Consider the following 23,006-nt stretch of genomic DNA (forward strand, 5'->3'; position numbering starts at 1 on the left):
CCGGCCAAGGAACGAGCCCTATGACAGCGAGGAAGCAGGCATGAGCACGAACCCCCCGACTCCGGAACCGCAGGCCCTCATCGACGCCGAGACGGCGCGGATCCAGGCCGAGGCCGACAAGGCGCTCGCGGACGGCGGCCAGGAGGAACTCCACCCGCGGCGCGACTACCCGCCCTACCGCAGCTCGATCCTGCGCCATCCCAAGCGGCCCCTCGTCGCCGCGCGGGAGGCGTTCACCGAGCTGCGCGGGCCGGTGTTCGGCGTGACCGACGTGACAGAGCTCGACAGCGATCTCACCCGGCAGCACCACGGCGAACCGCTCGGTGAGCGCATCGTGGTGACCGGGCGGGTCCTCGACAGGGACGGCCGCCCGGTGCGCGGGCAGCTCGTGGAGGTCTGGCAGGCCAACGCGTCCGGCCGGTACGCGCACAAGCGCGACCAGCACCCCGCGCCGCTGGACCCCAACTTCACCGGCACCGGCCGTTGCCTCACCGACGACGAGGGCCGGTACACCTTCACCAGCATCAAGCCGGGGCCCTACCCCTGGCGCAACCACCTGAACGCCTGGCGTCCGGCGCACATCCACTTCTCGCTGTTCGGCACGGCGTTCACCCAGCGGCTCGTCACCCAGATGTACTTCCCGGGCGATCCGCTGTTCCCGTACGACCCGATCTTCAACTCGATCACCGACGAGCGGGCGCGGCAGCGCCTGATCGCCGGATACGACCATGACCTGTCCAGCCCCGAATGGTCACTCGGTTACCGTTGGGACATCGTCCTCGACGGGCCGTCCGCGACCTGGATGGAGGAAGGCCGTTGAGACCGCCCACACCGTCCCAGACCGTCGGTCCCTTCTACGGCTACGCGCTGCCGTTCACCGAGGGGGGCGAGCTCGTCCCTCCCGGGCATCCCGGGGCGATCACGCTGCACGGCGTGGTCTACGACGGCGCCGGGCAGCCGATCCCCGACGCGCTGCTGGAGTTCTGGCAGGCCGACCCCGACGGGGGGCTCGACGGCGCTCCTGGCTCGATGCGCCGTGACCCGGTCACCGGCACGTTCGCCGGCCGCTCCGGTGTGGACTTCACCGGGTTCGGGCGGGTCGCCACCGACGCCGCCGGCCACTGGACCCTCCGCACGGTCGTCCCCGGTCCGGCGGCCCCCGGTGCCGTGCCGTACATCTCGGTGTGCGTGTTCGCGCGGGGGCTGCTGCACCACCTGTACACCCGCGTCTACCTGGAGGACGGCGCGGGCGACCCGCTGCTCGACTCCCTCGACGCGGACCGTCGCGCCACCCTGGTCGCCCGGCCCGAGCCGCACGCGACCTACCGGTTCGACATCCACCTCCAGGGGAGCGAGGAGACGGTCTTCCTTGAGTTCGGCTGACGAGTCGGGCCTGCTCACCCCCATCTGGGCCGGGAGCGCCGTAGCGGCCGCCACGGGCGACGCCGCCGTGCTGCAGGCGATGCTCGACGCCGAGGCGGCGCTCACCCGGGCCCAGGCGGAGCTCGGGTTCGTCCCGGACGCGGCGGCCGAGGCCGTGGGCGAGGTCGCCGACGTCCGGCTCTACGACGTGCGGGACATCGCGGTGCGGGCCAGGTCCGGTGGCAACCCGGCGATCCCGCTGGTCGCGGATCTCACCGCCGCCGTGGCCCGCCGCTCGCCCGAGGCCGCGCCGTACGTGCACCAGGGCGCGACCAGCCAGGACATCGTGGACACGGCGCTGATGCTGGTGGCGTCCCGCGCGCTGCCACCGATCATCGCCGATCTGGGGCGCGCCGACGCCGCGCTGGCCCGGCTCGCCGCCGAGCACCGCGACACGGTGCTGGCCGGGCGCACGCTCACCCAGCACGCCGTGCCCACCACCTTCGGCCTGAAGGCGGCGGGGTGGCGCGCGCTGGTCCTCGACGCCGTGGACCGGCTCTCCCGGATCGGCCCGCCCGCCCAGCTCGGCGGGGCCGCCGGGACGCTGGCCGCCTTCCAGGAGTACGCCGGGAGCGGCTCGGACGAGGGCTCCGGCGGCGCCGGACCGGCACTCCTCCGCGAGTTCGCCGGACAGCTCGGGCTGGCCGAGCCGTCGCTGCCCTGGCATGTCCTGCGCACGCCGGTGGCCGACCTCGGTACGGCCCTCGCGTTCACCGCCTGCGCTCTCGGCAAGATGGCCGCCGACGTGCTGGTCCTCTCCCGCACCGAGATCGGCGAGGTCTCCGAGGGCACGGGCGGCGGGTCCTCCGCGATGCCGCACAAGAGCAACCCCGTCCGGGCCACGCTCATGGCGGCCGCCGCCCGGCAGGCTCCCGCGCTCGCCGTCGTACTCCTCGGGTCCCTCGTCGCCGAGGACGAGCGGCCCCCGGGGGCGTGGCACGCCGAGTGGCCGGCCCTGCGGGACCTGCTGCGGCTCGCGGGCGGGGCCGCCGCGAGCGCCGCCGAGCTGGCGGAGGGGCTGCGAGTCCACCCCGCGCGGATGCGCGCCAACCTCGACCGCACCGGCGGCCTCGTCCTCGCGGAACGCGTCGCGGCGGCGCTCACCCCGCTGATCGGCCGCTCCGAGGCCAGGGCCGCCGTGGAGCGCGCCTCCCGCAGGGCGGCGGCCGAGGGGATCGGCCTGGGGGAGGCGCTGGGTGACGAACGACTTCCTCTCACAGAGGGCGAGCTGCGCCGCCTGCTCGACCCCGCCGCCTACGTGGGCTCCGCACCGGCGCTGACCGATCGGGCCCTCCGCCGCCACCCGCAGGTCAAGGAGTGACGATGAAGCCTGCCCACGCTCCCGAGACACCGGAGACACCTGAAACGTACGGGGGGCCGCGCCTGCACCACCGCGCCGACGGCCCCGACAGCGCTCCCGCGCTCCTGCTCGGTCCCTCACTCGGCACCTCGCTCTCCGTGTGGGACCCGCAGGTGCCCGCGCTCGCCCGCGACCACCGGGTCCTGCGCTGGGACCTTCCGGGGCACGGGGGCTCCCCGTCCGCGTTGCCGGAGGGGGCCACGGTCGCGGATCTCGCCGCGCTCGTCCTCGATCTCGCCGACAGCCTGGGCGTCGGCCGGTTCCACTACGCCGGGATCTCCCTGGGCGGCGCGGTCGGCGCGTGGCTGGCGCTCCACCATCCCGAGCGGGTGTCCTCGCTGACCATGGTCTGCTCGTCGGCGTGGTTCGGTCCGCCCGGCGGGTGGCACGAGCGGGCCGCGCTCGTCCGGGCGAAGGGCACCGCCGTCATGGCCGAAACCGCCGCCCAGCGGTGGTTCACCCCCGCGTTCGAGGGGGCGGATCCGTTCCTCGACGACCTGCGCGAGGTTGCCGCCGAGGGATACGCCGCCTGCTGCGACGCGCTCGCGGCGTACGACATCCGCGCGGAGCTGGGCCGGATCACCGCGCCGACCCTGGTGATCGGCGGGCGGGACGATCCGGCCACGCCGCCCGCGCACGCACGCGAGTTGGCGGACGGCATCCCCGGCGCCACGCTCGTGGAGGTCCCGGGCGCCGCCCACCTGGCCGGCGTGGAGCGCCCAGAGCCCGTGCTCGCCGCACTCCTCACCCACCTCGGCGGCGGGGACGGCGCGCGCGGGTACGCCGCCGGCATGAACGTGCGCCGCGCCGTACTCGGGGACGCGCACGTGGACCGCGCGACCGCGAAGGCCGACGCGTTCACCGCCGACTTCCAGGACTTCATCACCCGCTACGCGTGGGGCGAGATCTGGACGAGGCCCGGCCTTGACCGGCGGACGCGCAGCTGCATCACGCTGACCGCCCTGGTCGCGGGCGGCCATCTGGAGGAGCTGGCGATGCACGTCCGGGCCGCGCTCCGCAACGGGCTCACCCCCGACGAGATCAAGGAAGTTCTGCTGCAGGCCGCCGTCTACTGCGGCGTCCCGGCCGCCAACGCGGCATTCGCCGTGGCTCAGCGCACACTTCGTGAGGCCCAGGAGAGAAACCGATGAGCATTCCCGCCCACACCACAGTCGCGATCATCGGGGCCGGTCCCGCGGGGCTCCTCCTCGCCCGGCTGCTCCGGCGGTCCGGAATCGACTCCGTCGTCCTGGAGCACCGCGACCGCGCGTACGTCGAGCAGCGCCAGCGCGCCGGCATCCTGGAGCAGGGCACGATCGACGTCCTGCGGGAATGCGGAGCCGGCGAGCGGATGGACCGGCAGGGGCTTCCGCACAACGGCGTCGAGCTGCGCTTCGATCGCCGGGGCCACCGGATCGACTTCCCTTCCCTCTCCGGCGGGCGCGCCGTCATGGTCTACGCCCAGACCGAGATGGTGAAGGACCTGGTGGCGCTCCAGCTCGCCGACGGAGACCCGCTGCTGTTCGAGGCGCAGGCCGTCGCCATCGACGGTCTGGAGTCGGGACAGCCGTCCGTCAGATACGTCCACGAGGGCCGCGAGCGGACCCTGTCCTGCGACTTCGTGGTGGGCTGCGACGGGTTCCACGGCATCGCGCGGGCCGCCGTCCCGTCCGGCGTGCTGCGGACCTTCGAGCGCGAGTACCCGTACTCCTGGCTCGGCATCCTGGCCGACGTCCCGCCGTCGTCCGACGAGCTGATCTACGCGCACTCCGAGCACGGCTTCGCCCTGCTGAGCATGCGCTCGCCGACGGTGAGCCGGCTCTATCTCCAGGTGCCGAACGGCACGGACGTGGCCGACTGGCCGGACGAGCGGATCTGGGACGAGCTGGACCTGCGGTTCGCCGTGGACGGCGACTGGAAGCTGGAACGCGGGCCGATCACCTCCAAGTCGATCACTCCGATGCGGAGCTTCGTCGCCGAGCCCATGCGGTACGGCCCGCTCTTCCTCGCGGGGGACGCCGCGCACATCGTGCCGCCGACCGGGGCCAAGGGGCTGAACCTGGCCGTCTCGGACGTGGTCGTCCTGGCGAAGGCGCTCTCGCGGTGGCACGCCACGGGAGAGACCGACCTGCTCGACGGATACTCCGACACCTGCCTGCGCCGGGTCTGGAGGGCGGAGCACTTCTCGTACTTCATGACCACGACGCTGCACCCCGACCCCGCGCAGAGCGAGTTCGACACCCGGCTGCAGCTCTCCCAGCTGCACCGGATCGCCGACTCCGAGACCGCGGCCGCCGAGCTCGCCCAGAACTACGTCGGCACTCCCTTCGAGTGAAGAGGCGAGTGAAGCGGCGAGTGAGAAGCGGCGAGTGAGACGCGCCGTCGCCCGCAGGCCAGGTCACGCCCTCGCGAGAGGGCGGTGATCCGGCCCGTGGGCGCCGGGTCAGCGGGCTGTACCCCGACCGGATGGTGCACGCAGGTCGCGCTATGACGTATGCCTATTTATAGGCAGATAATGCGTGACCTGCTGTTGGGAGGGCACCTACCTGTCCTTCAAGGTCGGAGTCGGGGAGGAAGCGGATGATTGAGCTGCTGGGAGCGATGATCTCCCTGGCGGCCGTGACGGTGCTCGGTCTGATCGCGTTGCTGCTGATCTCGTTCTGCGTGCTCGTGGGGCTGGCGGCGCTGGCCGCGTCCACGCGGCGGGAGCGGTACGAGCGGGAGCCGGCGGGACGCGAACGGGCGGCGGATGAGACCACCTCGCGGGAGCGGCTCATCCGCTACGGTTCACCTCCTCGTCCCGGCCCGGCGCGCGGGCACGGTTCCCCCTGATCAGGGGCGCGGCATCCTCCTGACCTCCTCGTTCACAGCTCACAGCTCGCACCTGCTCCCACGGGCTGTCACCGGCTCCCGGGACCCGGTGACACGTGCATGGAGGCGCGTTCTCGGGGGACTGGGCACCCATGGGGGAGAGCGGGACGGCCACCGCGCCCGCGCGTGAGCGCGGCGTCCTGGCGGTGATCCTCGCGCTCATGCTGGCGATGCTCCTGGCCGCGCTGGACCAGACCATCGTGTCCACGGCGCTGCCGACCATCGTCGGCGAGTTCGGCGGGCTGAACCACCTGTCCTGGGTCGTGACCGCGTACCTGCTCGCCTCGACGGTCTCCACCCCGCTGTGGGGAAAGCTGGGCGACCAGTACGGCCGCAAGCACCTCTTCCAGGCCGCCATCGTGATCTTCCTGGTGGGGTCGGCGCTGTGCGGCCTGGCCGGGGGCATGTTCGAGCTGATCATGTTCAGGGCGCTGCAGGGCCTGGGCGGAGGCGGTCTCATGGTGCTCGCCATGGCCATCGTCGGGGACGTGGTCGCCCCGCGCGACCGGGGCCGCTACCAGGGCTTCTTCGGCGGGGTCTTCGCCTTCGCCAGCGTCGTCGGCCCGCTGCTCGGCGGGCTGTTCGTCGACAGACTCTCCTGGCGCTGGGTCTTCTACGTCAACCTGCCGATCGGCGTCGTCGCGCTGTTCGTCGTCGCCGCGACCCTGCACGGGCACCGGGACCGCACGCCGCACACGATCGACTATCGGGGGGCACTGCTGCTCGGGGCGGCGGTCACCTGCGTCGTCCTGGCGACCTCCTGGGGCGGCACCCAGTACGCCTGGGGATCACCCCAGATCCTCGGCCTGGCCGGCGTGGCGGTGGTCCTGCTCGTCCTGTGGGCCCTGGCCGAGCGGCGCGCGGCGGAGCCGATCATCCCGCTCCACCTGTTCCGGATCAACGTGTTCTCGGTCACCGCCGCGATCGGCTTCGTGGTCGGCTTCACCATGATGGGCACGCTGGCCTACCTCCCGCTGTTCCTCCAGGTGGCGCACGGCGTCTCGGCGACCTCCTCCGGCCTCTACCTGCTGCCGATGATGGCCGGGATGCTGGGCACCTCCATCACGTCCGGGCAGGTCATCAGCCATACCGGCCACTACCGGATGTTCCCGATCGCCGGAATGGCGATCACGACCGCGGCCCTGCTGCTGCTCCACCAGTTGAACGAGCACAGCTCGACGCTCTCCATGAGCGTCCGGTTCCTCCTCCTCGGCGTCGGGCTCGGCCTGGTCATGCAGGTCCTCGTGATCGCCGTGCAGAACGTCGTGGACTACCGGGACCTCGGCGTAGCGACGTCCTCGGCGACGTTCTTCCGGTCCATCGGGGGATCGTTCGGCGTCTCGGTCTTCGGCGCCGTCTTCGCCGGTCAGCTGGCCGTACGGGCCGCCGCCGCCCTGCGCGGCACGCCGCTCCCGCCGGGCTTCGACCCGGCGGCGATCCAGGGCAGCCCCGCGCTGCTGTCCCGGCTGCCCCCGGACGTTGCGGCACACGTCGTGCACGCCTACGCCGAATCGGCCACGACGATCTTCCTGTACGCGGCGCCCGTCGCGTTCGCCGGATTCGTGCTCGCGTGCTTCCTGCGCCAGGTGCCGTTGCGTACGACCGTCGGAGCCTCCGCGCCCGATCTCGGCGAGGGCTACGCCGCTCCGTGCGGCAGATCGTCGCTGGAGGAGATCGAGCGGGCCCTCACCGTGCTCATGCGCCGGGACCCGCAGGCCGCCCGGCTGTACGGCGAGCTGGCCCGGCGCGCGGGATACGACCTGCCCGCCGGAGCCACGTGGGTTCTCGCGCGGGTGGCCAGGACGGGCCGCGCCAGCCGTACGGCTCTCGCGGAGCGGGCCGGGACCACCGTCCAGCGGGGCACGGACTGCTCCCAGCCGCTGGTGGACCGCGGCCTCGTCGAGCGGTCCGGCGACGACCTGATCATCACCGGTGCGGGCCGTGAGGCCGCCCGGCGGGTGATCGCGGTGCGCAGGGCCGCGCTGGCCCGCCACCTCGACGGGTGGAACCCGGACAGCAATCCGGAGCTCACGGCACTGCTCTCCTGGCTGGCCGCCGAGACCGTCGGCGACGACCAGGACGCCCGCGGCGCGCTGGCCCCCCGCCCTCCGGCATGATCACTCGGTCAGTTTGACCGGTGTCGCCTCCGTCAGCGCGTCGACGATCTTGGTGAGATGGGCGAGCCGGCTCTCCAGGCCGCGTATCCGCGCCTCGAGTTCCGCCATTGACGGCTGCTGGAGGCTTTCGTGGATCTGCCTGGCCATCGGTCCTCCCGGGCTGCGGCCGGACGGAGGCGTCCGGCATGTGACGGCACGCCTGACGACGGATACGAAACTGCTTTTGCCCAAAAATCGGGGTTCGAACACGGGAAACCGGGTCCACATGTCGGCGCGAGGCGTCCGCGTCACGGTCCGGCAAAGCAGCGGGGCACGGAGGCATACGGCGGCAGGGCTGGGCAGGTGACGGGTATGACCGAGCACACGAGACCGGAACCCGATCCGCGGTCCCGGGCCGAGGACGAAGGCATCCCCGACCTCAGGGAGGGAACCCCGGAACGGGAGTGGGCACACGACCCGCAGGAGGAGCCGCTCCCTGGGGAATCGCCGGTCGGCATCGACGAGTACGGCACCACGTCCGAGGAGATGGCCCGGGGGGAGCCGCTGGACATGCGGCTCAGCCGGGAGGTCCCCGACAAGAGCCTGCTCTACGGCTCTCCGGAGGACGCCGAACCCGACATCGCCGACGAGAGCGTCCCGTACGGCGGTGAGGAGGACGCGGGCTATCCGGAGAACGCACGCCACCCCACGGGGCGCCTGGTGGATCCGGACGAGGGGGCTCACGAGGACGTGGACCGGGAGATGATCGGGGAGGACGTCGGCCCCGACGCCGGTGGTTTCGCGCCCGAGGAGACCGCGATGCGGATCGAACCGGACTGACGCGTCCCCGGCGCGCGGCGCGGGAATCCGCGGAGGCGCGACCAGGGAGCGACCGGAGAGCGATCGGGGAGCGATCGGGGAGCGACCGGAAGATCCGTGACGAGATCGGCTGTGAGCGAAGTGGGCCGCCGAGATCGGCGAGCCCTCGGCCGGACCCGTTACGCTGCGATGATGGCGGGTGTTGACGCGCGGCGCGAGTGGCGGGTGCCGCGGCAGATGATGGTGGTCAAGGCGGTCGCCGCCGCCGTCTGCGTCGTCCTGGCGCTGATCGGTGACTCCTACCAGACTTTCCTGGCGGGGGTCGCCGCGGCCGGGTTCGCCGCGCTGGTCCTGCGCGACCTGCTCGCGCCGGTACGGCTGGCCGTGGACGAGGGCGGCGTCACGGTCGTCTCCGGCTTCGCGGGCAGCGAGCGATACTCCTGGAACGACGTCGACCGGATCCGGGTGGACACCCGCCACCGCTACGGGGTCACCACCCGCCTCCTGGAGATCGACACGGGTGATCAGGTGCACCTGTTCAGCCGCCACGACCTCGGCACTCCCGTGATCGAGGTGGCCGAGGCCGTGATGCGGCTGCGCCCGTGACGAGGGAGCCGCTCGATCGGCATCGGTTCACGGGCGCTTCATGAACAAGTGCCGCGCCTCATGACAAGTCCGTCGCAAGTGGGAATCAATCGCGCTGCCGTACGTTTCGCGGCGTGTCAGAAAGCACCATCGCCATCCTCGTTCTCGGCCTGATCGGCGTGATCTTCTCGCTGGTGGGGGCAGGCCTGCTCATCAACGCCCGGGAGTTCCGCAGACGCGCCCTGCGAGCGCCGGGCCACGTCGTCGGGTTGCGCCGCAGCGACTCCGGCGACGGCCCCACCTTCTATCCGATCGTGCGGTTCATGACGGCGTACGGCCAGGAGGTGGAGACGCAGAGCCGTTTCGGGAGCAACCCGCCGGCCGCCCGCCCCGGTCAGACCGTCACGGTCATGTACGATCCCGCGGATCCGCGCCGAATCCGCATCGACAACGCGACCGGCAACGGGACCCTGCTGGGCGGCATCTTCCTCGGAGTCGGCCTGCTGCTCCTGCTCGCCGGCATCGGGGTCGGGGTCGCCTCCGTCCTCTGAGTGGCCGGCCGGTCATCCGGCGGGTCACGTTCGGTGCACCCCGCCCACCGGGGCGCGTCGCGCGCGGTGCACCATCACTGGTGATAGCGGATCAGAAGAATCGGACAGAATCATCGGGCAGAAACATCGGACAACGGGGGCAGTGACCAGGTATGGCGCGGCAACTGAGCGCGCTCGACGCGCAGTTCCTCAATTTCGAGACGAGCGCCAACCTCGCGCACATCGCGGGGCTGGCGGTCCTCGACCCGTCCACGGCGCCGGGAGGTGAGGTCACCCGTGCGACGCTGATCGACCTGATCAAGGAGCGGGCGCATCTCGCTCCGCCGCTGCGCCGCCGCCTGGTCCAGGTGCCGTTCCGGCTCGACCACCCGTACTGGGTGGAGGATCGGGAGATCGACTTCGACTACCACGTCCGCGAGATCGCCCTGCCGCGCCCAGGTGACGACCACCAGCTCGGCGAGCAGGTCGCCCGCCTGCACGGTCGGCGCCTGGACCGGCGGCGCCCGCTGTGGGAGCTGTACCTGATCCACGGGCTGTCGGGCGGCCGCGTCGCCGTCTACACCAAGGTGCACCACTCCGCCATCGACGGCGTGACCGGCGCCGAGGTGCTCGCCGCGCTCATGGACCTCGGTCCCGAGCCGCGCCGCGAGGCCGCCCCGCCGCAGTCCGAACCGGAGGCGCCGCCGGAGACGATCGAGATGATCGCTCGCGGCGTCGCACGCGTGCTGGAGAACCCGGGAGCGGCGGTGCGCTTTGTCGCGGGCGTGATGCCCCGCCTCGACGAGATCCCGGTCGTCTCGCAGCTTCCCGGCGCCGGGCTCGTCTCCCGGCTCATCCGCGGCATCGGCGCGGAGCCGCTGCCCGGCCTGCCGAGGATGGCCGTGCCGCGTACCCCCTTCTCCGGGCCGATCTCGCCCCATCGCAGGTTCGCGTTCGGGACGCTGCCGCTCGCCGACGTCAAGCGGATCAAGAACGAGTTCGGCGTGACGGTCAACGACGTGGTCCTGTCACTGTGCGCCGCCGCGCTCCGGCGCTGGCTGGTCCAGCGCGACGAGCTGCCCCGCGAGCCGCTGGTCGCGGGCATCCCCATCTCCAGCAGGGGGATCACGGAAGGCGGTGACATCCCCGCCAACGAGGTGGTCCTCGCGCTGGCGACGCTCCCCACGGACGTCTCCGACCCCGGCGAGCGGCTGCGCGGGGTGAGCCGTTCCATGAAGACCGTGAAGGACCGGTACGCCGCGGCCCCGGCCACCTGGCTGCTGGAGTTCAGCGAGGCCATGCCCGCCGCGCTGAACGGCCTCGCCGACCGCGCCGCCTTCCGGATCGCCTCGCGTACGGCACCGGCCATGAACCTGATGGTGTCGAACGTTCCCGGGCCGCAGTTCCCGCTGTACATGTGCGGAGCGCGGCTGCTCGCCCACTATCCGGTCTCGGTGATCACCGACGTCAGCGGCGGGATCAACATCACGGTGTTCTCCTACGACGGGTCGCTCGACGTCGGCATCGTGGTCGACCGTGACATGGTGCCCGACGTGTGGGACTTCATCGACTATCTGAAGGACGCCTTGGACGAGTTGCGCCGTACGAACTCGTGAGCGTGCACGGGGAGCGGCCCGCGAAGCGCGACCAAGGGGAGGTCAGGTGCTCCGGGCGAACCGGCTCCCCGAGGTGTCGTTCCCGTACAGCCTTCCCAGGCACCGGTAGCTGCGCATGCCCGCCGCGTACTTGGCCGCGCTCGGCGGCAGCACTGTGATCTGCCACTTGTTCGCCGGGATCTTGGCGGAGGCGCCGCGCCGGGACAGCAGGAGGACGTACTTCGAGCAGAGAAGCGTCACGGTGGGGTGGCTCGCCACGGTGTCCTCGTCGGTGGTGGCCCCGGGGGGCAGCGGCGCGATCGCGAACGTCTCCCACGCGTGCGGTTTCGCGCAGGGGACGGACCGCGCGGTCACGTCGCCCGCGATGGAGACCGTGCCGGCCCAGCACTCGGGATCGGTGACGCACGCCGCGGAGGCCGAGGCCACCTCGGCGGCGGGGCAGCCGGCCGTGTAGGTCGCCACCTCGATCCCGTTCCGCCCTCCGCCTGCGGTCGAGGCGGGTCCGGTGGTCCCGGTGGCCGGGGCGGACGGGACCGCGGAGCCGGTGGTGGAGCCGGTTGATCCGGGGTGTGCGTCCACGCCTACGCCGTCGGGGCTCCATGGGGCCAGCAGCACGATTCCGAGGACGAGCAGGGTCGCGAAGACGGCCGCCATCGTGGCGTAGACCGCCGAACGGCGGTGCGTGCGCGGTTCCGGCGGAAGGGTGGCGAGCGCGGAGTGCGGGCCCACGACCTGGTACGGCCCCGCGCCTCCGGCCGTCACATGGGGATTCCGCGCCCCGCCCGTGGTTCCCAGGAAGCGTCCCGGCACTCCTCCTGCGGCCTCCGGGGCCCGCTCCACGCGGCCCGCCGCGCCGTTCGTCCGCGGCTCCACGCGAGGCCAGGCATGGGACTCCGGGCCGGGTTGCCGACCGGACTCCTCGTGAGATGCGCCGTCAGGACGGAGCCTCGAGAGCGCGTCGCGCAGTTCCGATGCGCTCCCGATGCGCTCCCGGGGGTCGCTCGCCATGCCGTCGCGCAGCACGCCCACCAGCGCGGGCGGCACTCCGGGGATCTCCGGGATGGGCAGGCGGTGGAGCGCGAGGATCGCCGCGACGTTGACGACGCCTCCCTCGGGGAACCGGGGCGGCCTGCCCCGCAGCAGCGCGTACAGCGTGGCGGACAGCGCGTAGACGTCCCCGGCGGCGGTGGGCTCGGTGAGGTCGAACGCCTCGGGCGGCGCGAACGCCGGGGTGAGTGACTCCAGGGTCACCGAGGCGTGCTCCCCGCCGCCCTTCCCCGGCATCGTGGCCAGCCCGAAGTCGGACAACGCCACCAGACCGTACGAGTTGATCAGGATGTTCGCCGGCTTGACGTCCCGGTGCAGCACACCGGCGGAGTGCGCGGCGGCCAGCGCGTCGGCGATCTTGATTCCGATGTCGCGGACCTCGGCCGCGCCCAGCGGTCCGTACGCCTTGACGCGGTCCGCCAGCGACCCGCCGGGGCACAGCTCCAGCACCATGTACGGCCGGCCGTCCGGCAGCACGCCCGCGTCGTAGACGTCGGCCACGTGCGGGTGGCCGGACAGCGCCCCGGCCGAGGTCACCTCGCGCAGGAACCGGCGGCGGTCACGGTCGGACAGCAGGACGCGGTTGTCGAGCTTGAGGGCGACCTCGCGGCCCACGGCCAGCTGGCGGGCCCGGTAGACCACGCCGAAACCGCCCTGCCCGAGGACGCCGAGCGTCTCGTAGCCCGGCAACAGCGGCATGCCCGCCTCGCCCACCGACCCACCTCCAGACAACCGTGCGGAACACTACCGCAGAGATCACGCCATGGATGGAAATAGCAGGATCACCTGGGCGCCGTCCGGCGAGGAGGCGAGAGGAAGCGGGAGGTAGGGGAGGAGGTCCGGCCGCGCTACGCGCCGTCCTTGTCGGAGTCGGCGGAGAAGACGATGACGCCGAGATAGCCGTCGCCGTCCTCGGTGACCTTCAGCAACATGTTGTCCTTGTAGATGCCGTCGGCGTCGTTGACCATGTCCCTGCCGGTGTGCGCGGAGTACGGGGACTCCTTGTAGACCTTGGCGTTGAGGTCCTCGTCGAACATCAGCTGTGTGGTCAGCACCCGGGCGTTGTCGACGTGCACCATCGCGTGGATGTGCACGGTGCGGCCGGTGTACCACCCCGGCCAGATCGTGGTGAACTGCACGATGCCGTCCGCGTTCGTGACCTGCGCCCCACGCAGGTAGCGCTTGTCGTCCTGCGGCTTGAGGTCGGCCAAACCGTCGTCCTCGCCGCCGCCGCCCGGTCCACCGGGCCCTCCGGGCCCGCCGCTCGGCGGGCCGCTGGGACGGGGACCACCCGGCCCCCCGCCCTGGCCCCCTTGACCACCCTGGCCGCCCTGACCACCGCCGGCGCCGGCCGACATCGACTCCGCCCCGGAGTAGATGCCGGCGGCGTCACAGTGCCAGATCTCGACGACCGCGTTCGGCAGCGGCTTGCAGGTCTCGCTGTCCTGCACCTTGATGGCGACCTTCAGCCGCTTGCCCTGCCGGTCCTCCCGGATGTCGCTACGGATCTTGTCGGCGTCGAAGTAGTACGGCCCCTGCGTGGTCGAGGCGGTGAGCACACAGGTGTTCGATCCGGCGAACAGGCTGGTCAGGTCGGCGGTCGTCTGGGCCTGCGGCGTGATCGTGGCGGTCGCGCCCGTGGAGGTGGTGACCGCGGACGAGGTGCCCGCCTCCTTGCCGCAGGCCGCCACGAGGACGCCCAGCCCGATCGTGCTGATGCCGGTGAGGGCCATGCGGCGGCTCACCCGCTGGCCCTCGTGGTCGTGTCCCATGTACGTCCCCTCGGTGTTCCGGTTGCTGTTCCGGTGTCAGGTCGGAAACCTAGGAAGGGCACATGAGGAATCGCTGAGAAATCCTGAAAGATCGTCTCAAATCGGGCCAGGGGTGAATCGAGGCACCGGGCGCGGGCCGTACGGACTCAGGAGGAGCCGGCGACCTCCAGATCGTGGACGCGGGGGTCGCCCCGGTCGGCGACGTAGTCCTCGGGCCGGGTGGCGTCCTGACCCTCCGCCACCTTGAACGCGCGGGCCAGGAACGTCCCGAGCACGGCGACGACCAGGTTGACGGCCAACGCGAGGAACCCGGCGTAGATCGTCATCTTGGTGTCCAGGCCCAGCTTCTCCAGCGGGAACGCCGAGCCGCCGAAGTGCGCGTGCTTGTTGGCCGGGTTCGCGATGTTGTACAGCATCAGCAGGCCCGAGCCCATCCCGGCGATCCATCCGGCGATCAGACCCGCCCGGTGGAACCAGCGCCCGAAGAGCCCGAGCGCCACCGACGGCAGGGTCTGCAGGATGATCACGCCGCCGATGAGCTGCAGGTCGATCGAGAACTGCGGGTCGATGAGCAGGATGAACAGCACCGCCCCGACCTTCACGACCAGCGAGGTGATCTTGCTGACCGATGCCTCCTGGGCGTCGGTGGCGTCCGGCCTGATGTACTCCCGGTAGATGTTACGGGTGAACAGGTTCGCCGCGGCGATCGACATGATCGCGGCGGGCACCAGCGCGCCGATGCCGACCGCGGCGAACGCCACGCCCGCGAACCAGTCGGGGAACATCGTGTCGAAGAGCTGGGGTACGACGGTGTTCACGTCGGTGCCGATGGGCTTGACCCCGGCCGCGATGGCCATGTACCCGAGCAGGGCGATCAGCCCGAGCAGCAGGCTGTACGCGGGCAGCGCCGACATGTTGCGCTTGATGACGTCGCGGCTCTTCGACGCCAGCACGCCCGTCACGCTGTGCGGATAGAGGAACAGGGCCAGGGCCGACCCGAGGGCCAGTGTGACGTACTGCAGCTGGTTGTTGGCGTTGAGCAGGGTGCCGTCGCCCGGCGCCGGAGTCGCGTCGAACTTGGCCTGGGCCTTGCCGAAGATCGCCTCCCACCCCCCGAGTCGCGACGGGATGTAGATCACCGCGACCAGGATCACCACGTAGATCAGGATGTCCTTGACGAAGGCGATCAGCGCCGGAGCGCGCAACCCCGACTGGTACGTGTACGCCGCGAGGATCGCGAACGCGATGATCAGCGGCAGGTCGCCCTTCACGCCCATGGTCTTCAGCACGGCCTCGATGCCCACGAGCTGCAGCGCGATGTACGGCATGGTCGCCACGATGCCCGTGATCGCGACCAGCAGCGCGAGTGTCGGCGAGCCGAACCTGGCCCGGACGAAGTCCGCCGGGGTGACCAGCCCGTGCACGTGCGAGACCGACCACAGCCGGATCATCACGAGGAACACCAGCGGATAGACCACCACCGTGTACGGCACGGCGAAGAACCCGGTGGCGCCCGCGCTGAACAGGAGGGCGGGCACCGCCACGAAGGTGTACGCCGTGTAGAGGTCGCCGCCCACGAGGAACCAGGTGATCCACGAGCCGAAGCTGCGGCCGCCGAGACCCCACTCGTGCAGGCTGGCCAGGTCGTCCGCCCGACGCCACCGGGCGGCCACGAATCCCATGCCGCTCACCAGCAGGAAGAGGACCGCGAAGATGACGATCTCGGTGTTCACCGGCCGCTCCTGGTCATCCGGTAGACCAGTGTGGTGGTGGCGACGCCGAGCAGGATGAAGGCGAGCTGGAGCCAGTAGAACAGCGGGATGCCGAACAACCGCGGCTCGACGGCGTTGAACAGGGCGGGGATCAGCGGGATCGCGATCGGTATCAGAAGCAACCAGTTCCAGGGACTGCGGTCACTGCGCGGGGCGGCCAACGCGCCCTCCTCTCTGACAGGGGATCGCTCCGCAGCGTAAAGTGACGTGTGTCACAGCAGGATCACCGATCGCCGAACGGTCGTGTTGGCGCGCCGAGCGTCAGTGCGCCCCGACCCGGGGGAAGACGACCGCGGAGGGGTGGGCGGGGTCGTGCAGCACCTCGTGGTCGCAGCAGACCATGGCCGAACCCGGCCCGAGCGGGTCGCCGGTTCCGGTGTTGCGGGAGATCCGGGGATACGCGCCGCCCGCCACCTGGACCCTGATCCGGTGGCCGCGCCGGAACCTGTGACCGATCGGCCACAACTCCACCCGGACCCTTCGTACGCCGTCGGCGTCGGCCCGGTCGGCCGGGGTCAGCCTGCGGACGCCCTCGCACACGTTCATCGACGTGCCGTCCGGGTGGACGTCGCACACGCGGACCACGACGTCGGCGTGCTCCGTGCTCGTCCGGACGAACAGGTCCGCCGACACCTCCCCGATCATGTCGGCGTCCGCGGCCAGCGGCGGCGAGGTGTGGACCAGCACGTCCTGCCGCGACTCCACCCGCCGGTTGTCCCTGGGCATCGAGTTGCCGAGGAGGACGGGGCCGCCGAGCACCGGGGTGGGATGCCGCGGGTCGTACCGGAAGCGGTCCGGCTCCGACGGCGACGGGTTGCCGGTGGAGAGTCCCGAGCCGGCCTGCAGATGCCAGCGTTCCGCCCGCGTCCCGGGCACCGGCCAGTCCGAGTGGTCCCGCCACTCGTCCGCGCCGGTCACGTAGACCCGCACGGGGGAGGCGCGCAGCCCGGACGGATCGCCGAGCAGGTGGGCGCGGAACCAGGCCAGCGCGTCCGCTCCCGCGGCCCTCTCCATCTTGAGGCCGGCGTGATACCACGGCCCGATCGTCAGGTACGGCTGCCGCCCCGCCGCCCGCATCGCCGCGTAGTCCTTGAGCTGCCACGGCAGGAACACGTCATACCAGCCGCCGGTCATGGTGACCTCGGCCAGCACGTCGCCGACCGAGGCCGAGAAGTCCCGTTTGCGCCAGTACGGCGACTCCGGGTCGGCGTGGTCGGCGTGATTGGCGAGCAGCTCTCGGAAGAACGGCAGCGGCCGCCCCGCCGAGAGGAGGTCGAGCTCGGACAGCGGGCGCCCGGACATGACCGCGCGGCGGGTCCGGCGTGGGGCGAGGAACGCGGCGGCACCGCCGAGCCGCCCCTCCATGCTCGCGGTGAGGGTCGTCCACGCGAGCGTGGACTCCAGCGCGAACGAGCCGCCGACATAGGCGGCCTCGCGGAAGCACGAGGCGGTCACCTGCGTGGCCATCGCCCTGAGGTCCGGCGTCTCCGCGGCGATCGCCCACTGCGTGTATCCGAGGTAGGAGGGGCCGTACATCGCGAAGCTGCCGCCGTACCAGGGCTGGGACCGCATCCACGTGACCGTGGCCAGGCCGTCCTCACGTTCGTTGGCGAGCGGGTCGAGCAGCCCTCCGGAGCCGAATCCGCCCCGGCAGCTCTGCAGCACCACGTGGAAACCGTGTCGCGCGAACGCCCTGCCGTACATCCAGCCGAGGAATCCGGCACGGCCGTACGGGGAGCGGATGAGGATGGTGGGCGGGTTCACCGCGCCGACCGGCACGTACCGGTCGGCGAGAAGCATGACGCCGTCGGGCATTGGCACGGGCACGTCACGGCGGACGAGCACTCGATGGGCGGCGCGCCGGGGTAGAGTGAACGTCATTCGTCCTCCTCGCCACCCGAGTTTACTTGGTAGTAACATTATTGGCCACGGCCGGGGAGGGCCGTCGTTGCATGATCGTGCGCGAGCCCGCTAATCTGTACGACATGCGAACTCCGAATCAGTGGTGGCGCCGCTAGCAGGCGGCGTGGTTTTCGCATTCGCGAGCAGGAGCAACTGGCCGCCCCGACAGGCGGCCTTCTTCATGTCCGCCCCCGGGGCATTACGTAAATCAAGGGGCGAGACAAAGTGGATAGCAGCGGATACACCACGGCCGGCGGCGTCGAGGTCGAACGCTTCGTGCGAGAGGTGCCCGAGGCGGCCCTCGAAGAGATCGTGACCTCGCTCGGCGAGCGTCGTGGCGGGGCGTTCTCCTCCGGAATGGACTATCCCGGCCGGTACAGCCGCTGGGCGTTCGGCTACGTCGACCCCTGCGTGGAGATCATCGCCAGGGGGCGGCGGATCTCGGCCCGCGCGCTCAACGAACGCGGCCGCGTCGTCCTGCCCGCCGTCGCCTCGTGCCTGCTCGCGGCCGGCAAGCCGGTGAGCGCCCCGACCCCGGAATACGTCGAGGTGACGGTCGACGAGTCCGAGGACCTGCTCCCCGAGGAGATGCGCAGCCGGCGCCCGACCGTGTTCACCGCGATCCGCGAGCTGATCGCGGCCTTCCGCGGTGACGACCCGCACCTCGGGCTGTACGGAGCCTTCGGATACGACCTGGCCTTCCAGTTCGAGCCGATCCGCTACAACCTGCCCCGGCCGGGCGACCAGCGTGACCTCGTGCTCCACCTGCCGGACCGGCTGGTCGTGATCGACCGTGTGCGTGAGACCAGCATGGAGTACCTGTACGACTTCGTCGTCGACGGCGCCTCCACCCGGGGCCTGGAGCGGACGGGGGAGACGTTCCCGCTGGTCACCCCCACCGAGATCCCGGGAGACCCGGAAAAGGGGGCATACGCCGAGATCGTCGCCAAGGCGAAGGAGAAGTTCAAGCGCGGCGACCTGTTCGAGGTCGTTCCCGGCCAAATCTTCCACGCCTCCTGCACCGACCCCGCCGGTTTCTACCGGTCCCTGCGCACGAGCAACCCCGCGCCGTACGAGTTCCTGCTCAACCTGGGCGAGGGCGAGCACCTGGTGGGCGCCTCACCCGAGATGTACGTCCGCGTCACCGGTGACCGCGTCGAGACCTGCCCGATCTCCGGCACCATCGCCCGCGGGGCCAACCCGGTCGAGGACGCCGAGGCCATCCGCACCCTCCTCTCCAGCGTGAAGGAGGAGTCCGAGCTGACCATGTGCACCGACGTGGACCGCAACGACAAGTCGCGGATCTGCGTCCCCGGCAGCGTCCGGGTCATCGGCCGCCGCCAGATCGAGATGTACTCCCGGCTCATCCACACCGTCGACCACATCGAGGGCCGGTTGCGTCCCGAGTTCGACGCCCTCGACGCGTTCCTCACCCACATGTGGGCGGTCACCGTCACCGGCGCGCCCAAGACCTGGGCCATGCAGTTCATCGAGGACAACGAGGCCACCACCCGGCGCTGGTACGGCGGAGCCGTGGGCTTCATCGGCTTCGACGGCTCCATGAACACCGGTCTCACGCTGCGTACCGCGCAGATCCGCGGCGGTGTGGCCACGGTCAGGGCGGGTGCGACGCTGCTGTTCGACTCCGACCCCGGGGCCGAGGAGCGCGAGACCGAACTCAAGGCGAGCGCCCTCCTCGGCGCCCTCGCCTCCGTCGGCCAGGCGCCGCAGGAGGAGGCGCGGCAGCAGGACGCCGAACTGCCCGGTACGGGCCACACCGTGCTTCTCGTGGACCACGAGGACTCGTTCGTCAACACGCTGGCCGACTACTTCCGCCAGCAGGGCGCGTCCGTGGTGACCATGCGGCACGGGTTCCCGCAGGAGATGCTCGACGAGATCGCGCCGATGCTCGTCGTGCTGTCCCCCGGCCCCGGCTGGCCGTCCGACTTCGGCTGCTCCGCTCTCATCGAGGCGCTGTACGCCAGGGAGTTGCCCGTGTTCGGCGTCTGCCTCGGGATGCAGGCGATGATCGAGCAGGCGGGCGGCACCCTGGAACTGCTGCCGTACCCCGAGCACGGCAAGCGGGGCCAGGTGCGCAGGGAAGGGGAGAGCGCCCTGCTCGACGGCCTGCCCGCCGAGTTCGTCGCCGCGCGTTACCACTCGCTGCACGCGAAGCGGCCCGGTGTGCGCGGCTTCGCCGTCACCGCCTCGACGCCGGACGGCGCGGCGATGGCCATCGAGGACGCCGAGAACCGGCGCTTCGCCGTGCAGTTCCACCCCGAGTCGATCCTGACCACCCAGGGCGGCGCGGGTGCCAAGATCATCGCCAACGTCCTGCGTCTCTGCGCGAAGTAGCCGTTCCGCGGGCGTCTGTCGCGCGCGTCAGGTAGGTGTCGGGCAGGTGTCCGGCAGGGGACGGCGTGACTGGGCTGGTGAGGTGGGAGCCGTACCGGCGGGCGGGTAACCGTCCGATCCGGTACGGCTCTCGCGTTCCCGGCGGCGGCGCGCTCGGCCGCGACGCCATGCGGGGGGTCGCAACCGAGACCCGGGGCCGGTGGCCAGCGACTGGTGGTGAGACGGGCCATTGCGTGGGCGGCGTTATTGGGGCGAATGGCGGCGACATGGATCGGAGTACAAGGCTCCGCGCGCTGTGAGGCCGGCCTGGAAGGCAGGGACCGCGATGGTGCCGGACGACCTTCGTGGTGGCAGAGAACATTGGGCCCTCTGCGTTGGGTGATGCCGATGCCGATGCCGATGCCGATGCGATGCCGATGCCGATGGTGTGGCGGGGGACATATGGCGGCGCGGAAATCGCGCGAGCGGCTCACCAGATCGTGATTGTCACGGCGTTCCGGAGGGGTCGGCCGTCGCAGCGCGGTGACCGACGCGAACTCGGACCCGCGAACGCGAACCACGAAGGCGAACCATGAACGCGAACATTGGTCGGCTGGTCGCCCGAATGAGAGCTATGTGTACCCAGATTCACATCTTTCGATCGTTTTTCTCGTCACAAAGTAGGAGGAAATCGGATGATCTCGGGTTGATAATCGCCTGCGATGACTGCGATTGAGATCCGAAACCTGTCGAAATCTTTCGGCGCGGTGCGAGCGGTCGACGGCGTCTCCTTCACGGTGGAGGCGGGCTCCGTCACCGGATATCTCGGACCGAACGGCGCCGGAAAGACCACCACACTGCGCTCCCTACTCGGCCTGGTCACGCCGGACTCCGGCGAGGCTCTGGTCAACGGGAAGCGCTACACCGCCATGGCCACGCCCCTCAACGAGGTGGGGGCCGTGCTCGAAGCCACCAACTTCCATCCCGGTCGTACGGCGCGCAACCATCTGCGCCTGCTCTGCGTCGCGGCCGGACTTCCGGTCACCAGGGCCGACGAGGCACTCGGCCAGGTCGGCCTGGCGGAGGCGGCGGGTAAGCGTGTCGGCGGCTTCTCGCTCGGCATGCGCCAGCGGCTCGCGCTCGCCTCCGCGCTGCTCGGCGAGCCCAAGGTCTACATTCTGGACGAACCGGCCAATGGGTTGGACCCCGCCGGCATCCAGTGGCTGCGCGGCTTCCTGCGTCACCTCGCCCACGATCGGGGCGCGGCCGTCCTTGTGTCCAGTCACGTGCTGTCCGAGGTCGAGCAGACCGTCGACAACGTCGTGATCATCGCGGGTGGCCGTCTCGTACGGCAGGGCACGCTCGCCGAGCTCACCACCAACGGCGAGAAGACCGTACGGATCCGCACGGTGGAGGGTGGTGACCTCGGACCCGCGCTCGAGAAGGCGGGGGCGACGGTCGACCGGCTCGACGACGGCGCGCTGCGCGTCCACGGTCTCGAACCCGAGGAGATCGGGCAGATCGTGCTCGACCAGCGGGTGGTGCTGACCGAGATGGCCGCCGAACGGTCGGACCTGCAGAAGGTCTTCCTGGAACTGACGGAGGAACGATGATCGGCCTGGTGCGTGCGGAGCTGCTGAAGCTGTCCACCACGCGGCTCTGGTGGGTCATGCTCCTCGTCACGCTCCTTCTGATCGGTGTGAACCTCGCCTTCTTCATCGGGTTCGCCGGGAATCCGCAAGGCGGCCTGCCCGCGCTGGACACGCCGGAGTGGGTACAGTTCGCCTGGTCGGCCGGATCGGGCGGCGGGATCTTCGTGATGATCCTCGGCGTGGTTATGATCACTTCGGAGTTCCGCTACCAGACGATCACCGGTACGTTTCTGACGACGCCGCGCCGGGAGCGCGTGATCGCCGCCAAGCTGTTCGCCGGTCTGATCGTCGGCGCCCTGTTCGCGGTGGCCGTACTGATCTTCACCGCTCTGGTCGTGATCCCCACCGTGATGATCGCCGGCGGCGAGCTGTCGCTCGGGGAGTCGCGCGTTCCGCAGATCAGCCTCGGCATTCTCGCCTCGCTCGCCCTCTACACGCTCTTCGGCATCGGATTGGGCGCGCTCGTACGCAACCAGATCGCCGGCATCGTCGGTGCCGTGGCCTGGGCGTACGTTATCGAGAACATCTTCCTTGGAGTTCCCGCCCTCCAGGTCGTGGGCAAATGGCTCCCCGGCGGCGCGGCACGGGCGCTGATGAGCATCGACGTGGACACCGGCATGGACGCGAACATGTTGCCCGCCTGGGGCGGTGCCCTCGTACTCGCCGGTTACGCGGTGGTCTTCGCGATCGTGGCCTCCGCGACCACCGTCCGCCGCGACATCACCTGAGGTCTGCTCAGGGCCGGCCGCCGCATCAGCTGCGGCGGCCGGCCGCTCCACGGCGTACATCCGCCTCGCCGGTCTGCGCAGCAGGGGTTACACTGCGTGACCATCCCTTTCTCTTTCGATCTTGAAGCGCGCATCTCGAAGGGATCAGGCGACAGCCGTCGTCATTTCATGGCGTCAGGCCTGTCACCAGCTACACATCCCAGGTGGACGTCACAGCTCCGAGGGGACAGCACTGCAGCCCCGAGGGGACAGCACTGCAGCTTCGCGGGAACGTCCCCTTGCGCCCCTATCGGGGGCCTTGCCCGGGTGTGGGTACGCAGATGGCGAGTGCACCGGTCTTATCTCCGGCTGGTGCGGGGGCCGGTGTAGGTGAAGGCCCATCGTTTGCCGTCCACCTGGCGGAGCTGGTAGCGGTGGGGGTTTCGGTAGCGGTCGCGGTTGTGGAACTGGCAGGTGGGTCCGAGTTTGTCCAGGTCGGTGGCGCCGCCGTCGCTCCAGTT

At 70.9% G+C, this 23,006-nt stretch carries 20 protein-coding genes; 14 read left to right on the forward strand and 6 right to left on the reverse strand.

Annotation, left to right across the window (positions count from 1 at the left end):
* Positions 1–40: 40 nt before the first annotated feature.
* From pcaH to AB0I59_RS18815, 7 genes are all read left to right on the forward strand, one after another.
* Positions 41–820: a protocatechuate 3,4-dioxygenase subunit beta gene (gene pcaH, locus AB0I59_RS18785; RefSeq protein WP_061255726.1), complete on the forward strand. Its 780-nt coding sequence runs from the start codon at positions 41–43 to the stop codon at positions 818–820.
* A complete protein-coding gene (gene pcaG / locus AB0I59_RS18790) occupies positions 817–1,383 on the forward strand; it encodes a protocatechuate 3,4-dioxygenase subunit alpha (RefSeq protein WP_358134243.1) in 567 nt (188 codons plus the stop codon). The genes pcaH and pcaG overlap by 4 nt, the downstream gene beginning before the upstream one ends.
* Positions 1,370–2,743 carry a 3-carboxy-cis,cis-muconate cycloisomerase gene (gene pcaB, locus AB0I59_RS18795; protein ID WP_358134246.1) on the forward strand — a complete coding sequence of 458 codons (1,374 nt, stop codon included), beginning with the start codon at positions 1,370–1,372 and terminating at the stop codon, positions 2,741–2,743. The genes pcaG and pcaB overlap by 14 nt, the downstream gene beginning before the upstream one ends.
* Positions 2,744–2,745: 2 nt before the next feature.
* Positions 2,746–3,933: a bifunctional 3-oxoadipate enol-lactonase/4-carboxymuconolactone decarboxylase PcaDC gene (pcaDC, locus tag AB0I59_RS18800; RefSeq protein ID WP_358134249.1), complete on the forward strand. Its 1,188-nt coding sequence runs from the start codon at positions 2,746–2,748 to the stop codon at positions 3,931–3,933.
* A complete protein-coding gene (locus AB0I59_RS18805) occupies positions 3,930–5,117 on the forward strand; it encodes a 4-hydroxybenzoate 3-monooxygenase (protein ID WP_061255729.1) in 1,188 nt (395 codons plus the stop codon). The genes pcaDC and AB0I59_RS18805 overlap by 4 nt, the downstream gene beginning before the upstream one ends.
* A gap of 245 nt (positions 5,118–5,362) precedes the next feature.
* Positions 5,363–5,614, forward strand: a complete 252-nt coding sequence (locus tag AB0I59_RS18810; RefSeq protein WP_358134253.1) for a hypothetical protein — start codon at positions 5,363–5,365, stop codon at positions 5,612–5,614.
* Positions 5,615–5,745: 131 nt separating this feature from the next.
* Complete coding sequence (locus AB0I59_RS18815) at positions 5,746–7,770, forward strand: MFS transporter (protein WP_358134256.1); 2,025 nt, start codon at positions 5,746–5,748, stop codon at positions 7,768–7,770.
* On the opposite strand, the gene AB0I59_RS18820 is transcribed toward AB0I59_RS18815, so the two are convergent.
* Positions 7,771–7,917: a hypothetical protein gene (locus tag AB0I59_RS18820; RefSeq protein ID WP_228647107.1), complete on the reverse strand. Its 147-nt coding sequence runs from the start codon at positions 7,915–7,917 to the stop codon at positions 7,771–7,773. It abuts the gene before it with no gap.
* Positions 7,918–8,121: 204 nt separating this feature from the next.
* Between AB0I59_RS18820 and AB0I59_RS18825 the strand changes: the two genes are divergently transcribed.
* The 4 genes from AB0I59_RS18825 to AB0I59_RS18840 all read left to right on the forward strand — a co-directional run bounded on the left by AB0I59_RS18825 (position 8,122) and on the right by AB0I59_RS18840 (position 11,299).
* Entirely contained in the window at positions 8,122–8,589 is a 468-nt protein-coding gene (locus AB0I59_RS18825; RefSeq protein ID WP_358134259.1) for a DUF5709 domain-containing protein, read from the forward strand.
* Between the two features lie 171 nt (positions 8,590–8,760).
* On the forward strand, positions 8,761–9,174 hold the full coding sequence (locus AB0I59_RS18830) for a PH domain-containing protein (RefSeq protein WP_358134261.1): 414 nt from the start codon (positions 8,761–8,763) through the stop codon (positions 9,172–9,174).
* 113 nt (positions 9,175–9,287) lie between these two features.
* Entirely contained in the window at positions 9,288–9,704 is a 417-nt protein-coding gene (locus AB0I59_RS18835; RefSeq protein WP_061255734.1) for a DUF3592 domain-containing protein, read from the forward strand.
* Positions 9,705–9,856: 152 nt separating this feature from the next.
* Positions 9,857–11,299 (forward strand): WS/DGAT/MGAT family O-acyltransferase, encoded by a 1,443-nt coding sequence (locus AB0I59_RS18840; protein WP_061255735.1) that lies wholly within the window; start codon positions 9,857–9,859, stop codon positions 11,297–11,299.
* 42 nt (positions 11,300–11,341) lie between these two features.
* Here the strand turns inward: AB0I59_RS18840 and AB0I59_RS18845 are convergent, their stop codons facing one another.
* The 5 genes from AB0I59_RS18845 to AB0I59_RS18865 form a co-directional block, all read right to left on the reverse strand.
* Positions 11,342–13,060 carry a serine/threonine-protein kinase gene (locus tag AB0I59_RS18845; protein WP_358134264.1) on the reverse strand — a complete coding sequence of 573 codons (1,719 nt, stop codon included), beginning with the start codon at positions 13,058–13,060 and terminating at the stop codon, positions 11,342–11,344.
* Between the two features lie 134 nt (positions 13,061–13,194).
* A complete protein-coding gene (locus tag AB0I59_RS18850) occupies positions 13,195–14,118 on the reverse strand; it encodes an intradiol ring-cleavage dioxygenase (RefSeq protein WP_358134267.1) in 924 nt (307 codons plus the stop codon).
* Positions 14,119–14,264: 146 nt separating this feature from the next.
* Entirely contained in the window at positions 14,265–15,851 is a 1,587-nt protein-coding gene (mctP, locus tag AB0I59_RS18855) for a monocarboxylate uptake permease MctP (protein ID WP_358134270.1), read from the reverse strand.
* A complete protein-coding gene (locus AB0I59_RS18860) occupies positions 15,848–16,051 on the reverse strand; it encodes a DUF3311 domain-containing protein (RefSeq protein WP_061255739.1) in 204 nt (67 codons plus the stop codon). The genes mctP and AB0I59_RS18860 overlap by 4 nt, the downstream gene beginning before the upstream one ends.
* A gap of 100 nt (positions 16,052–16,151) precedes the next feature.
* Positions 16,152–17,771 carry a CocE/NonD family hydrolase gene (locus tag AB0I59_RS18865; protein WP_358134273.1) on the reverse strand — a complete coding sequence of 540 codons (1,620 nt, stop codon included), beginning with the start codon at positions 17,769–17,771 and terminating at the stop codon, positions 16,152–16,154.
* A 246-nt stretch (positions 17,772–18,017) separates the two neighbouring features.
* Here AB0I59_RS18865 and AB0I59_RS18870 point away from each other — a divergent pair, with 246 nt between their 5' ends.
* The 3 genes from AB0I59_RS18870 (at position 18,018) to AB0I59_RS18880 (ending at position 22,506) form a co-directional block, all read left to right on the forward strand.
* On the forward strand, positions 18,018–20,147 hold the full coding sequence (locus AB0I59_RS18870; RefSeq protein ID WP_358134276.1) for an anthranilate synthase component I: 2,130 nt from the start codon (positions 18,018–18,020) through the stop codon (positions 20,145–20,147).
* 701 nt (positions 20,148–20,848) lie between these two features.
* Positions 20,849–21,739, forward strand: coding sequence for an ABC transporter ATP-binding protein (locus AB0I59_RS18875; protein WP_061255742.1), 891 nt, complete (start codon positions 20,849–20,851; stop codon positions 21,737–21,739).
* Positions 21,736–22,506, forward strand: a complete 771-nt coding sequence (locus AB0I59_RS18880) for an ABC transporter permease (RefSeq protein WP_061255743.1) — start codon at positions 21,736–21,738, stop codon at positions 22,504–22,506. Before AB0I59_RS18875 ends, AB0I59_RS18880 begins: the two co-directional genes overlap by 4 nt.
* Positions 22,507–23,006: the final 500 nt, after the last annotated feature.

This window comes from Microtetraspora glauca (assembly GCF_040656155.1).
In the GTDB taxonomy this organism is placed as follows: Bacteria; Actinomycetota; Actinomycetes; order Streptosporangiales; family Streptosporangiaceae; genus Microtetraspora; species Microtetraspora glauca.